13 protein-coding genes are annotated in these 12,840 nt (G+C 64.2%); 2 read left to right on the top strand and 11 right to left on the bottom strand.

What is annotated here, in order from left to right; genetic code table 11:
* Positions 1–3: 3 nt before the first annotated feature.
* The gene (locus ACP150_RS05540) at positions 4–774 is read right to left on the bottom strand and encodes an FG-GAP repeat domain-containing protein (protein WP_424965563.1); all 771 of its coding nucleotides are present in this window, start codon (positions 772–774) and stop codon (positions 4–6) included.
* Positions 774–1,097 carry a 2Fe-2S iron-sulfur cluster-binding protein gene (locus tag ACP150_RS05535; RefSeq protein ID WP_424965562.1) on the bottom strand — a complete coding sequence of 108 codons (324 nt, stop codon included), beginning with the start codon at positions 1,095–1,097 and terminating at the stop codon, positions 774–776. The genes ACP150_RS05540 and ACP150_RS05535 overlap by 1 nt, the downstream gene beginning before the upstream one ends.
* Before the next feature lie 109 nt (positions 1,098–1,206).
* Here ACP150_RS05535 and ACP150_RS05530 point away from each other — a divergent pair, with 109 nt between their 5' ends.
* Entirely contained in the window at positions 1,207–1,599 is a 393-nt protein-coding gene (locus ACP150_RS05530) for an OB-fold nucleic acid binding domain-containing protein (RefSeq protein WP_424965560.1), read from the top strand.
* A gap of 75 nt (positions 1,600–1,674) precedes the next feature.
* On the opposite strand, the gene ACP150_RS05525 is transcribed toward ACP150_RS05530, so the two are convergent.
* The 7 genes from ACP150_RS05525 to ACP150_RS05495 all read right to left on the bottom strand — a co-directional run bounded on the left by ACP150_RS05525 (position 1,675) and on the right by ACP150_RS05495 (position 8,696).
* A complete protein-coding gene (locus tag ACP150_RS05525; protein ID WP_424965559.1) occupies positions 1,675–3,090 on the bottom strand; it encodes a Do family serine endopeptidase in 1,416 nt (471 codons plus the stop codon).
* A gap of 265 nt (positions 3,091–3,355) precedes the next feature.
* Positions 3,356–3,550 carry a DUF2065 domain-containing protein gene (locus ACP150_RS05520; RefSeq protein ID WP_424965558.1) on the bottom strand — a complete coding sequence of 65 codons (195 nt, stop codon included), beginning with the start codon at positions 3,548–3,550 and terminating at the stop codon, positions 3,356–3,358.
* The gene (hflC, locus tag ACP150_RS05515; protein ID WP_424965557.1) at positions 3,550–4,434 is read right to left on the bottom strand and encodes a protease modulator HflC; all 885 of its coding nucleotides are present in this window, start codon (positions 4,432–4,434) and stop codon (positions 3,550–3,552) included. The genes ACP150_RS05520 and hflC overlap by 1 nt, the downstream gene beginning before the upstream one ends.
* The gene (hflK, locus tag ACP150_RS05510) at positions 4,434–5,591 is read right to left on the bottom strand and encodes an FtsH protease activity modulator HflK (protein ID WP_424965556.1); all 1,158 of its coding nucleotides are present in this window, start codon (positions 5,589–5,591) and stop codon (positions 4,434–4,436) included. Before hflK ends, hflC begins: the two co-directional genes overlap by 1 nt.
* A 66-nt stretch (positions 5,592–5,657) precedes the next feature.
* Entirely contained in the window at positions 5,658–7,109 is a 1,452-nt protein-coding gene (locus ACP150_RS05505) for an FAD-dependent oxidoreductase (RefSeq protein ID WP_424965555.1), read from the bottom strand.
* Between the two features lie 44 nt (positions 7,110–7,153).
* Positions 7,154–7,936, bottom strand: coding sequence for a ribose-5-phosphate isomerase RpiA (gene rpiA, locus ACP150_RS05500; protein ID WP_424965554.1), 783 nt, complete (start codon positions 7,934–7,936; stop codon positions 7,154–7,156).
* 103 nt (positions 7,937–8,039) lie between these two features.
* Positions 8,040–8,696: a thiamine diphosphokinase gene (locus tag ACP150_RS05495; protein ID WP_424965553.1), complete on the bottom strand. Its 657-nt coding sequence runs from the start codon at positions 8,694–8,696 to the stop codon at positions 8,040–8,042.
* Between the two features lie 175 nt (positions 8,697–8,871).
* On the opposite strand from ACP150_RS05495, the gene ACP150_RS05490 reads away from it, so the two are divergent.
* Positions 8,872–11,055, top strand: coding sequence for a hypothetical protein (locus ACP150_RS05490; protein WP_424965552.1), 2,184 nt, complete (start codon positions 8,872–8,874; stop codon positions 11,053–11,055).
* Positions 11,056–11,151: 96 nt separating this feature from the next.
* Here the strand turns inward: ACP150_RS05490 and ACP150_RS05485 are convergent, their stop codons facing one another.
* On the bottom strand, positions 11,152–11,382 hold the full coding sequence (locus ACP150_RS05485) for a DUF2842 domain-containing protein (RefSeq protein ID WP_424965551.1): 231 nt from the start codon (positions 11,380–11,382) through the stop codon (positions 11,152–11,154).
* 14 nt (positions 11,383–11,396) lie between these two features.
* The gene (locus ACP150_RS05480) at positions 11,397–12,692 is read right to left on the bottom strand and encodes an adenylosuccinate synthase (RefSeq protein WP_424965550.1); all 1,296 of its coding nucleotides are present in this window, start codon (positions 12,690–12,692) and stop codon (positions 11,397–11,399) included.
* Positions 12,693–12,840: the final 148 nt, after the last annotated feature.

Here is a 12,840-nt window from a genome sequence, read left to right as displayed (position 1 = left end):
TGCTCAGGGCGCGCAGCGCAGCGCCTCCGCAAAGCCCGCCGGGGTGGCCGGATAGGGCAAGGCCTGCCGCGAAAGCTGGCCTGCGGTGAACCGGACAGCAACCGTGCCGGACCAGTTCGCCTCGGCCACGATCATCTCCAGCGCGCCCGCGCAATCGCGCACCCCGCCCGAGATGAAATCCTCGCCGATCCGGTGATTGGTGACGCCAGGCATGGCGGCGACTTGGGTCAGGGACCGGTTTTCGTAGCGCCAGAGCAGCAATGTCTTGGCCAGATGCGGACGGTCGATATAGCCGATCTCCACCGCGCCATCGCCATCGAAATCCGCCGCACCAATGGGCGCGAGCCAGCGATTGGTACGCCCGATATGAGGCGTGGCGGCTATCTTGCCCTTGGGGCCATAGACCGCGAGTTGCCCGCCGAGATCCCGGTGGCTCTCGACCACCACGACCTCCGCCGCGCCATCCCCGTCGAGATCCACGACACGCGGGGCCAGATCCTCGAACACGGAATGCTCCGGCAGCACGATGCGCAGGCGACGCCCGCGATCGGTCACGATGGACAGACTGCCATATTCGATGGCATCGCCGAGGACACCATGGGCATAGCGGGTGGTCTCATCCCCATACTCGGCGGACACCACCCCCTCAGCGGCCTGAGCCGCGCCCGAGGCCAGCCAGGGGGCGGCCAGCGCCACAAGCGCGGCGGCCCGCAACGCGCCGCGGGCCCGCGCGGCCCACGAGCGCGGCGCCCGACGCGGCGCCCGGTGGATCATCAGATCTGCTTCTCGGGCATCTGCACCACGAGACCGTCGATCGCATCGCTCACCTTGATCTGGCAGGTCAGGCGCGAGCGCGCGGGATCAGGCTCGAATGCAAAATCCAGCATGTCCTCTTCCATGGCTTCCTTGCCGGGGATCTTCTCGACCCAGTCAGGATGGACATAGACATGGCAGGTCGAACAGGCGCAGGCCCCGCCGCAATCGGCCTCGATGCCGGGGATGTTGTTGTCCCGTGCGCCTTCCATGACGGTCAAACCATTGGCCACCTCGACCACATGCTCCGTCCCATTATGCTCGATATAGGTGATCTTCGCCATTCTGACCGTCGTCCTTTGCTCTGCAAAACAAGTGTTAACTCTCACATAGATCAGCCATGCAGAATTGGCCAGCCTTGCGAAACCCGATAAATGTTCTACTTATGTTCTCATGCCGCCATCCAGCGACCTCCCGGCCCCTGCGCAGCCCCCCTGGCCCCGGCCCCCGGCCTGTATCCCGGCGGACCTGATGCACCGGCCGCCCAATGGCGCGCGGGTCTGCGTGGCCGGGCTCGTGCTGCTGCGCCAGCGGCCGGGCACGGCCCATGGCGTGATCTTCATCACGCTCGAGGACGAGACCGGCACAATCAATGTGGTGGTCTGGAACAAGATCTACGAGCGTTACCGCCGGGCCGTGATCGCCGGGCGGATGCTGCGCGTTCGGGGCCGGATCCAGCGCGAGGGCGCGGTGCTCCACCTGATCGCCGATGAGATCGAGGATTGCTCCGACATGCTGGACGCCCTGCTCCGCCCCGAGATCTGCCGCGCCGCCGACCAGCCCTGAGCCCACGGAAAAACGCGCCCCCGGTCTCCCGGAGGCGCGTCTGTCTCTCATGCCGAGACCTCGGTCTCGCGCGGTTCAGTTCAGTGCGAGCGCCACGAAGCGCGGCTCGTTATCCCGCCGCACCAGTAGCAGGATCGAGTTGCGCCCGGCCTCTTTTGCGGCGTCGATACGCGCCTCGAGATCATCTGCCGAGGCGACCTTCTCCTGGCCGGCTTCGGTGATCACATCCCCTGCCCGCAGACCCTTTTCATAGGCCTGGGAGTCTTCATCGACATCGCTGACCACCAGACCGGCAAGGCTGTTGGTGATCCCGAGCTGCTCGCGCAGCTCATCGTTCAGCTCGGTCACGGTCAGCCCCATGATCTCTCGCTCGATGGGCTCATCGGCAGGGGCCGAGACCGGCACGGCCCGCTCAGCATCCTCGCGGCGACCCAGGGTCACCAGCAGGGTCTGAGTCGCGCCGGAGCGGAACACGACCACGCGCACGGCCTTGCCGACGGCGGTGTTGCCGACGATCTGCACAAGCTCGCGCGTATCTTCCACATCGCGCCCGTCAAAGGTCAGGATCACGTCGCCCGCTTCCATACCGGCATCGAGGGACGGGCCGTCCGGCACATCCGTGACCAGCGCCCCGGCGGCCTTTTCGAGGCCCAGTGCCTCGGCCACATCATCGGTGACATCCTGAATGCGCACGCCCAGCCAGCCGCGACGGGTCTCACCGAACTCCTTGAGCTGGTCGACCACATTGGTCACCACGCCCGACGCCATCGAGAAACCGATGCCGATCGAGCCGCCATTCGGCGACAGGATCGCGGTGTTCACGCCGATCACGTCTCCATCCATGTTGAAAAGCGGACCGCCCGAGTTGCCCCGGTTGATCGCCGCGTCGGTCTGGATGTAGTCGTCATAGGTCCCGGACAGGGCACGGTTGCGCGCCGAGACGATCCCGGCAGACACCGAGAAGCCCTGGCCCAGCGGGTTGCCCACGGCCATCACCCAGTCGCCCACGCGGGCCGCATCGCTGTCGCCGAAGCTCACGAAGGGCAGCGGCTCATCGCTCTCGACTTTCAGCAGGGCGATATCGGTGTTGGGGTCGGTCCCGATCACCGTCGCTTCGAGCTCTTCACCAGAGAAAAACTCGATCAGGATCTCATCCGCCTGCTCGATCACGTGGTTGTTCGTGACGATGAAGCCATCCTCGGAAATCACAAACCCCGAGCCCAGCGCGTTGGAGCGGCGCTGACGCGGGGCGGGACGCCCCTCTTCCTGCTGGCGGTCCATGAAGTCGCGGAAGAAGTCTTCCAGCGGGGAGCCTTCGGGCACGATGGGCTGCGGACCACCGGGGGTGGCCACATTGGTCGACGTGGTGATGTTGACCACTGCCGGGCTCACGCGCTCGGCCAGATCGGCAAAGCTGCCGGGCATGTCGCGCGCCTGGGCGACGAGGGTCTGTGCCAGCACCAGCGCGAGGGCCAGCAGAGCTGCCGCCATCGCATGAAGGGGGGTTACCCGCCGGGACGCGGGGGTCGCGACTTGCGCAATGACCTGCGGCTCGCGTCGCTGTAATTCGTGTCTGTTCACTCTTGGGGTCCTCCTGAACATCCGCCACGGGGGAGCGGGTCTTTAGGTCTCGTCACGGGACAGAGCCCATGCTGTCCCAGATGTTTTCATTGCCTGCGCCATATTCAAGCGGTCTGACTCTCGCGCGCCGTCACGTAGACGTGACATGCTCGGGCGGAAGTCTTCCATGGGACGGCTATGCGGCCAAGCTCTTTCCCACCCAAACCAAGATAGTACCTAGGGCAATCGCGCCCAAACCCAAGCCGCGTCTTATGGTAACGGGCATCCGGGCAAATGCGGCCAACAGATCCTCGATACGCGAAGGGGCCAGTGCGAACACCAGCCCCTCGATCACGAAGACCAGCCCGAGGGCGGTCAGCAGCGTTTCCATCACCGATCGGCGCGTGCCGCGGTGCCGTCCAGATAGTCGAAGAACTCGCTGTCGGGTGCGATGACCATGGTCGAGTTCGAGCCTTGCAGCGCGCGCTCATAAGCGGTCATGGAGCGGTAGAATTCAAAGAATTCCGGATCCGCGCCAAAGGCCCCGGCAAAGATGGCGTTCCGACGGGCATCGGCCTCACCTCGGGTGATGTCGGCTTCCTTCTGGGATTCCGAGACCAGTTCGACCACGGTCCGGTCGGCCTGGGCGCGCACCCGCTGGGCGGCTTCCTCACCGCGCGCGATCTCGTCCGCGGCTTCCCGTTCCCGTTCCGCCCGCATCCGGGCGAAGGTGGCATCCAAGTTCTGCGTCGGCAGGTTGGTCTGCTTGAGACGCACATCGACCACGTCGAGGCCGATATCAAGCGCACGCGCCCGGGCACCGGCCGTGATCCGCGCCGTCAGCGCGCCACGATCCGAGGACAGGATGGTGTTCGAGGTAACTCCGTCCGAACCGAGCACTGCCCGGATCTGCGGGTTGAGAATGGCTTCGAGCCGCTGCTCGGCCACCCGCATGCCCCCAACACCGACCGCTTGCCGGAACTGGACCACGTCCGAGATCCGGTACCGCGCAAAGGCATCGACGACCAGACGCCGGTCATCCGACGGCGTGACTTCGATCGGTTGGGTGTCGAGGCTCAGGATCCGGTCGTCATAGCGCACGACCTCCTGAATGAAGGGGATCTTGAAGGCGAGACCCGGGTCTTCCTTGACGGCCTTGATCTGACCGAACTGGAGGACGAGGGCTTTCTCGCGTTCATCCACGATGAAGAGCGAATTGACCGCGACGAAGACCACGGCTGCAGCCGCGATGAGGGCGACAGAACCTTTTTTCATCAGTTCGTCCCTCCGGCCGGACGGCGCAATTCGTTCAGGGGCAGATAGGGCACGACACCCTGGCCGCCGCCATCCACATTATTGTCGAGGATCACCTTGTCGATCCCGCCCAGAACACGCTCCATCGTTTCCAGATAGAGACGCTTGCGGGTCACTTCCGGGGCGTTCTGATACTCGGACAGAACCGCCGTGAAGCGGCTGGCTTCACCTTCGGCCTCGTTCACGACCTGCGCGCGGTACGCTTCGGCCTGTTCCAGGAGCTGCGCGGCTTCACCACGCGCGCCCGCGAGAACACGGTTGGCATAGGCGTCGGCCTGACGTTCCAGCCGGTCCCGCTCCTGCTCGGCGGCCTGCACTTCGCGGAACGCGTCGATCACCTGCTCGGGCGGGTCGGCCCGGTCGAGGTTGAGACGGACGATGTTGATGCCGCTGTCATAGCTGTCGAGGGTCGTCTGGATCAGATCCTGCACCTGTTGCGCGATCAGTTCGCGGTCCCGGTTGAGGATCGGCGCCAGCTCGGACTGCGCGATCACTTCGCGCATGGAGGCCTCAGACACCGCGCGCACGGTCTGCTGACCATCCCGCAGGTTGAAGAGGAATTGCGCCGGATCAGAAATGTTCCAGACCACATCGAAGTCGATATCGACGATGTTTTCATCGGTGGTCAGCATCAGACCATCCTCACCGCGCGCGCTGCTGGTGCGGGATGTGCCGATCTCCTCGGTGTTTTCCCGCGTCACCGGCAGGACCTCGGCGGTCACCAGTGGCCAGGGGGCGAAGTTCAGACCGGGATTGCCCACGGCGGAGAACTCTCCGAGGAACAGTTCGACCGATTGTTCTTCGGGCCGCACCGTGTAGAGCGACGAATACACCCAGAGACCCACCGCAGCCAGAGCGGCCAGGGCCACCGTGCCCTTGGTGATCTTCGGGCCACCGCCGCCACCGCCCGGGCCACGCCCGTTGGTGCCGCCGCCGCGACCGCCCATGAGGACGCGCAGCTGCTCCTGGCCCTTTTTCATGATCTCGTCGATTTCCGGGATCTGACCGTTGTCACCGGGGCCACCGGGCCGTCGGCCGCCGCGATTGTCACCGCCTCGGTTGTCGCCACCGTTGCGACCACCCCCGCCGCCCCAGGGTCCACCGTTGTTATTCGCCATCCGTTTTCCTTGTCGTCTGCATATCGTCGTAACTCCCCTCAGGACATGGTTGCGCACGCCCGGATATCAAGCGCTCCGCATCGGTGATTTCATCGTGACCAACTCTTCGGAGATGGTCGGATGCACCGCGCAGACCCTGTCGAAATCTGCTTTTGTCGCGCCCATTTTCACCGCGATCCCGGCAAGCTGGATCATCTCGCCCGCGTGATCCGCAACGATGTGGCAGCCCAGAACCTTGTCCGTCGCCTGACTGACGACAAGCTTCATCAGCACCCGGTCGGACTTGCCGGCAAAGGCGCCCTGCATCGCCCGGAAGGAGGTGCAATAAATATCCACCGGCTCCTGTTCGCGGGCCTCTTCCTCGCTCAGACCGATCGTGCCCAGCTCGGGCTGGGTGAAAATCGCCGAGGGAATAAGCTCGTGATCAGGCTTGGTGGGATTGCCTTTGAAGACCGTCTCGACGAAGGCCATGCCCTCGCGGATGGCCACGGGTGTCAGCTGCACCCGGTTGGTGACATCGCCGATGGCGTAAATCGAGGGGATGTTGGTCTGGGAATACTCATCCACGACCACCTCACCACGCCGCCCGACCGCGACCCCGGCCTCCTCCAGGCCGAGCCCGGATGTAGAGGGGCTACGCCCGGTGGCGAACATCACCTGGTCATAGACGCCCTCCTGACCATTGGTGGCCTTGACCCAGACCGGGCCACTTCCGGATCCCGCCTCGGTCAGCGCGGCCGTGTCCTGAGCCGCAGCCCCCATGGCCGGGTCCGTGCTCGTCAGGATCTGCGCGTTTTCGGCATCGGAGGCCGCGCGCATCTCGACGATATTGGTGCCGAGATGCAGGTTCACACCCTTCTCGCGCATGGCCTCGGCCACCAGCCCGCGTGCCTCGTCATCGAACCCGCGCAGGATTTGCGCCCCGCGATAGTACTGCGTGACCTCCACACCCAACCCGTTGAGAATGCAGGCGAACTCGCAGGCGATATAGCCACCGCCAATGATCAGAACCGATTTCGGCAGGCTCTCGAGCTGAAAGATCTCGTTCGAGGTGATGCCCAGATGTGCGTTCGGCAGATCCGGGCGCACCGGGTGCCCGCCCGTAGCGATCAGGATATGCTTGGCGGTCTTGGTCTCGCCCGTGGCAAGCTTCACCGTATGCGGATCGGCGAGGGTTGCGCGGCTGTCGAAAATCTCCACATCCGAGCCGTTCAGAAGACTGCGATAGACCTCCTCCAGCCGGTTCAGTTCGGAATTCAGCTTGGTCCGAAAGGGCAGCCAGTCGAAATCGCCATCCTGGATGTCCCAGCCATAGGCGCGTGCCTCCTCGGGCATCTCGCCATAGCCGGAGGCAAAGACCATCAGCTTCTTGGGAACGCAGCCCCGGATCACACAGGTCCCGCCCATGCGATACTCTTCGGCAAGCGCCACCTTGGCCCCTTCGGCCGAGGCCACGCGCGCCGCACGGACGCCGCCGGAGCCCCCCCCGATGACGAACAAGTCGTAGTCAAAACTCATGGGGTCGCTCCTGTCTTCCACGCCGGGCCCACCCGGCCCGGTCGTTACAGGTCGGAGAATACGTTGCCCGCGCCGGGGACTTCAACCTGCTCTTGGTGCACGCTTCCGGCATTGATATCGCGCAGCTCGACAGATCCGTCACCCTTGCCGATCACCACGACGTCGCAGATATCGAGGAAAAGTCCGTTCTCCACCACGCCTGGCAACTGGTTCAGCACCAGCGAGAGCTGGCGAGCGTTTCCAATGCGTTGCAGATCGAGATCGACGATGACATTGCCCTCATCGGTGATATAGGGCGCGTCTCCGTCCATCCGCAGGCGGGTTTCCCGGCCCGTCACATCGATATTGACCAGCGTCTCCTCGATCAGGGTCTTGGTGGTCTCCCACCCGAACTTGATCACCTCCACCGGCAGCGGAAAGGCCCCGAGCGTTGCCACGGCCTTGGACGAATCAGTGATGACGATCATCTGGTCCGACGCGGTTGCCACGATCTTCTCCTGCAGCAACGCGCCCCCGCCGCCCTTGATCAGGTTCAGGCTGGGGTCGAACTCATCGGCACCATCAATGGTCAGGTCGAGCCATTTGACATCGTCGAGGGTCGTGACCGTCAGGCCCAGCTCGCGCGCCAGCTCCGCGGTGCGCGTGGAGGTCGCGACGCAGGTGATCTGCATGCCCTCCTCGGCCACCACTTCGGCCAGATGGCGCACCATCCAAGCCGCGGTTGAGCCGGTGCCAAGGCCAACGCGCATACCATCTTCGATGAACTCGACTGCGCGTTTGGCCGCGACGTATTTGGCGCGATCAATGGGGGACAATTCTCCGGACATAGGGCCTGCTCCTCGACGGTCACGGGCCGCTTATGGGACAAAAGCGCGCGATGCGCGAGACCGGTCCGCGATTTTCCTGAAATTCTCGTGATCCTCCGAGGATTCATGCGCGTTTTTCAGGCCAACCCTCCGATTGCCGCCGGTATTCGATCAGTTCCGCGAGGTGTTCGGCGGGTGCGATCACCAGACAGGCCGGGTCCGAAGCCTCGATTGTGACTCGCGGCGCATCCACGCTGTTGGAAGTGCCGATGCGGTCATGCGGGTCCAGCCACTCCGCCGTGAGGGGCCAGCGCAGCCCAGTGGTCGTCATCCGCACCGGCTGCATCGGAAAGAGAGACAGGCGGGTCTTTTGCGGCAGACGGAGCACGGCGCGTGGCGGCGCCAGGGTCACCACATCGGTCTCCGAAACCAGCAGGACGTTGCGATGGGCATGGCGCAGAAGGGTGTGGAAACAGGCCAGCTCGTGATCCACCCGCCCCCCGAGAAAGCCGACGCCAAGCGCCAGATCCGCCGGGACCGTGCGCAACGCCTTGTCGAAATCCGTGCTCTCCTGCTCGGGAATATGCGTCACGGGGATGTCCGAAAACGCAGGCGGCAGCGCGTCCGGCTGGCTGTCGAGATCCCCGAGGATATGGCTCGGGACGGCGCCAAGTGCGGCTGCATGGGCGACGCCACCATCCACCGCAACGAGAATCGGTGCCTGGGCCAGCGCCGCCTGAATCACGGGATTCGGCGCGGGCCCAGCACCCAAATATGTCACGAATGTGGCGGAATTTTTCGGGAGTTGGGCCATTTCATGACCATTTTCCGAGGCTTGCCAAACTTCAACCATAATTGCCGAAAATTAGGGAATTTTTCTTGTTTTTGTTTGTGAAATGGAAATTGCAGCCCGTATTTTATGTCAGCTGGCTCGGGGGAAGGAAGTGAGCAGGCACATGCAAGATTCGAACAAGTTCCTGACGGTCTCTTACGGGACCTTCTCCTGCACCCTTGAGGGGTTCGAGGATCCGTTCTCGGCGATGAAGGACATCGCCGAGTATTTTCGCGATCTTGCCGCCGAGGATCGGTATTTCGGTGCCGAGCCTCCGACGCCCGATGCGCAGATGCTCCAGAACATCGCCCAGCGCCGCGCCACGACCGACGTGAATGCGGATCTGCGCGACGGGGGCGTTCATCTGACACAGGCGCAGCCGGACCCCGGCAGCGCCTTGGCCGAGGATGAGATGCCTGCCGAGACCGAAACGGTTTACGAGGAGGCCAACGCCCCGACCGAGCCCGACATTGCAGCGGCCGTGTTGGCGGATCCGATCGTGACTGCCCCGGAGGAACCTCCGGTCTTCGCCGAGGATCCGACGCCCCCGCAGGACGCCGAGGCATGGCGCGGTGTCGAGGATGTGAACGCCTTCTTCCAGATCCCCTCAACCGGGTTGCCCCGCCCCAGCGCGCCTGCGGATGCCACACCGGATCTGACCGCCACCGGCCTCAGCGCCTCCAGCATTGCCGCCAAATTGCAGCGGATCCGCTCGGTGGTGGCCGCAAATGTCGCCGACAGCACCGCAGACCTCGAAGCGCGGTTCGAGGTCGAGGATAGCGACGACCTGACCGACGATGTCACCTACGTCCTGCCGTCTCAGGACAGTGGCGACATTGTGGAACCGAAGGCAGCTGAGGCTGAGGCTGAGGCTGAGGCTGAAGCTGAAGCTGAAGCTGAAGCTGAAGCTGAAGCTGAAGCTGAAGCTGAAGCTGAAGCTGAAGCTGAAGCTGAAGCTGAAGCTGAAGCTGAAGCTGAAGCTGAAGCTGAAGCTGAAGCTGAAGAAACCTCGCGCGCGCTCCAAGACGACACAAGCCCGGAAGTCGACCAAGAAGACGAAACCGAGGCACTTCTCGCCCGAATTGCTGGCGACAATACCGAGCTCGTGGACGCTTTCGATGCGGATCTTCGCATTGATCACAAGGATCCCGTTGAGGACAGCATCGCCGAGAAGGCGCAGTCAGACGCGCCGTCGGATGACGTGGAGCAAGACGTCATTACCGCGACCCTCGCCCGGCTCGGCGAAACCGAGGAAACCCCGGATACCGCCACAGCGCCGGAGCTTTCCACCGATGCTGCACAAGCAGACCCCACTGATGATATCGTAGAACAGCAACTCACAGAGGACACGGGATCTGCGGCGGAATCGGACACCATTCCACCCCTTGGCATCCAACACTCCGATCTCGAAGCCGCCGTTTCCCTTCTGAGAGGGCGCGATGCTCAGCGTCCGCAGGCGTTCCGGCGCGATACGGACGCTCAGGAGGACGTTCCAGCGGATCCCGAGCCGGTCCTCGCGGATGACATTCTCTTCGACGAGGCGCCCGCGCCCGAAGACCGCTCTGCGCTGTTCTCACCCGTTGATGATGCCGAGACCGTGGACCGAATCCTCGCCAAGACCGATGATGCGCTCAACGAGGAAGGCGCGCAGCATCGCCGCAGCGCCCTGAGCCATATCAAGGCCGCGGTGGCCGCGACATTTGCCGAGCGCCTTATTCCAGGCAAGCGCAAATCCAAGACCGAGATGGACACTGAGGCGCACGACCCCGGCCTGGAGCTGGATCATGCGACAGCCGCCCCTGAGCCTGCGGACAGCGCAGAAACGTCGCCGGATGCCGACATCTCGGATCTCGAGGAAGCGATTGGCGCGGCGGAGACCAAGCACGGCAGCCCCGCGGCACAGGACAGTCCCCCGCCTCTGATGCTGGTTCCTCAGGCACGGGTGGATTGGGAGGACACGGATCCCGCCGTCCGGCCGCGCCGGATCACCCGCACCGCCATCGCAGGTCAGGACAAAACCCGCGCGCTGGACACAGGGTTCGCGACCTACGCGGAGTCCGTCGGTGCCACCGAATTGCACGAACTGCTCGAAGCCGCAGCGGCCTATCTGAGCGTCGTGGAGGGGAAAACCTATTTCTCGCGTCCGGAGGTCATGCATATGGTCATGCGCCACGACCACGATCGCAGTTTTTCCCGCGAAGACTCCTTGCGGAGTTTCGGAGATCTTCTGCGCAATGGCACGATCGAAAAGATCGAGCGTGGCCAGTTCGTGATTTCAACGGAGTCGCGTTTCGTGGCGAACGGCTAGGACGGCCCGAGCCTGCCAAACAGCCCCACGCAGTCTGGGACCAGATGCAGCCGCAGATGCTTCACCTGTCCGATGCATCCACCGCGCTCTGCGTCGTCAGGCGTCGTCCCGCGGCTGATCCGGATCCGGCTGCCCGATCCCTTTGAACACGAACTTGAACGGCACCGCCCAGATGATCCCGAGCCCGACATAGACGCTCAGTTCAACCCAGAAGGGCGGACGGTCCAGCAGGTTCAGGATCGTCACCGCCGCCACGATATAGGCTGGCAATCCCAAAAGTAGGATCACCAGCGCCCATCGCCGCCGCGCCTTGTAAGATAACGCCATCGCTCTGCCCGTGTTCAGTCCGCGAAAGGGTCCGTCACGAGGATCGTGTCATCTCGTTCCGGTGAGGTGGAAAGTAGCGCCACCGGGCATTGGATCAACTCCTCGATCCGGCGCACATATTTCACCGCGTTGCCCGGCAGGTCGGCCCAGCTCCGCGCGCCTTCCGTGCTGTCGGACCAACCGGCGATTTCTTCATAGACCGGCTTGCACCGCGCCTGGGCATCCGCCGCGGTCGGCAGGTAATCCAGCGTCTCTCCGTCCAGCTCGTAGCCGACACAGATCTTGAGCGTGTCGAACCCGTCCAACACATCGAGCTTGGTCAGCGCGATCCCATTGACCCCGGAGGTCGCGCAGGTCTGACGCACCAGCGCCGCATCGAACCAGCCGCAGCGGCGCTTGCGCCCGGTGACGGTTCCGAATTCACGACCACGCTCGCCCAGGCGCTGCCCCTCCGGCGTGTCGAGCTCGGTGGGGAACGGCCCTTCGCCCACCCGGGTGGTATAGGCCTTCACGATCCCCAGCACATAGTCGATGGAACCGGGTCCGATCCCGACCCCGGTCGCGGCCTGACCGGCGATCACATTCGAGGAGGTCACAAAGGGATAGGTGCCGAAATCGATGTCCAGCAGCGCGCCCTGCGCCCCTTCAAACAGGATCCGGCGGCCCGCCTTGCGCTTCTCGTTCAGAACCTTCCAGACCGGAGCCGCGTATTCGAGAATCGCCGGCGCGATCTCCTGCAGCTGCGCAATCAGCGCATCACGGTCCACGGGCGAGATCCCCAGCCCCTTGCGGAGCGGATCATGGTGCTGCAGCGCGCGATCGACCCGCGCCTCGAGCGTCGCGGCATCGGCCAGGTCCGCCACGCGGACCGAGCGGCGCCCGACCTTGTCTTCATAGGCGGGACCGATCCCGCGCCCGGTTGTCCCGATCTTGGTCCCCTTGGACGCCGCCTCCTCGCGGGCGCGGTCGAGCTCCCCATGGATCGGCAGGATCAGCGGCGTGTTCTCCGCGATCATCAGCGTCTCGGGCGTGATCTCGACACCCTGCGACCGGATCTGCGCGATCTCCTTCACCAGATGCCACGGATCGAGCACGACGCCGTTGCCAATCACCGAGAGCTTGCCGCCCCGCACCACCCCCGAAGGCAGCGCGTTCAGCTTGTAGACCTCGCCATCAATCACAAGCGTATGACCTGCGTTATGTCCGCCCTGGAAACGTGCGATCACATCCGCGCGTTCCGAGAGCCAGTCCACAAGCTTGCCCTTGCCCTCGTCGCCCCATTGCGCGCCCACGACCACTACGTTCGCCATCTCGGCCCTCACTTCGTGTTTCAGGAAACCCGCGCCGGTATATCCATGCTGGTCCGGTGGGGAAACCGCAAAATGCGCGGCGCGGGCGCGCAGCACTGGACGCGCGGGGCGGTATTTGGCAGCACGGGCGCAAAGGCGCGCCAAAACG

Origin of the sequence: Dinoroseobacter sp. S375 (assembly GCF_049800775.1) — a bacterium.
GTDB lineage: Bacteria > Pseudomonadota > Alphaproteobacteria > Rhodobacterales > Rhodobacteraceae > Dinoroseobacter.
Note: the sequence above shows the minus strand (reverse complement) of the source record. Positions and strands in the feature narration are given on the sequence as shown.

What these genes read in the sequence shown, in the direction of transcription:
- ACP150_RS05540 (WP_424965563.1), bottom strand. Translation starts at nt 774, where the DNA reads ATGATCCACCGGGCGCCGCGTCGGGCGCCGCGCTCGTGGGCCGCGCGG.
- ACP150_RS05535 (WP_424965562.1), bottom strand. Translation starts at nt 1,097, where the DNA reads ATGGCGAAGATCACCTATATCGAGCATAATGGGACGGAGCATGTGGTC.
- ACP150_RS05530 (WP_424965560.1), top strand. Translation starts at nt 1,207, where the DNA reads ATGCCGCCATCCAGCGACCTCCCGGCCCCTGCGCAGCCCCCCTGGCCC.
- ACP150_RS05525 (WP_424965559.1), bottom strand. Translation starts at nt 3,090, where the DNA reads ATGGCGGCAGCTCTGCTGGCCCTCGCGCTGGTGCTGGCACAGACCCTC.
- ACP150_RS05520 (WP_424965558.1), bottom strand. Translation starts at nt 3,550, where the DNA reads ATGGAAACGCTGCTGACCGCCCTCGGGCTGGTCTTCGTGATCGAGGGG.
- hflC (WP_424965557.1), bottom strand. Translation starts at nt 4,434, where the DNA reads ATGAAAAAAGGTTCTGTCGCCCTCATCGCGGCTGCAGCCGTGGTCTTC.
- hflK (WP_424965556.1), bottom strand. Translation starts at nt 5,591, where the DNA reads ATGGCGAATAACAACGGTGGACCCTGGGGCGGCGGGGGTGGTCGCAAC.
- ACP150_RS05505 (WP_424965555.1), bottom strand. Translation starts at nt 7,109, where the DNA reads ATGAGTTTTGACTACGACTTGTTCGTCATCGGGGGGGGCTCCGGCGGC.
- rpiA (WP_424965554.1), bottom strand. Translation starts at nt 7,936, where the DNA reads ATGTCCGGAGAATTGTCCCCCATTGATCGCGCCAAATACGTCGCGGCC.
- ACP150_RS05490 (WP_424965552.1), top strand. Translation starts at nt 8,872, where the DNA reads ATGCAAGATTCGAACAAGTTCCTGACGGTCTCTTACGGGACCTTCTCC.
- ACP150_RS05485 (WP_424965551.1), bottom strand. Translation starts at nt 11,382, where the DNA reads ATGGCGTTATCTTACAAGGCGCGGCGGCGATGGGCGCTGGTGATCCTA.
- ACP150_RS05480 (WP_424965550.1), bottom strand. Translation starts at nt 12,692, where the DNA reads ATGGCGAACGTAGTGGTCGTGGGCGCGCAATGGGGCGACGAGGGCAAG.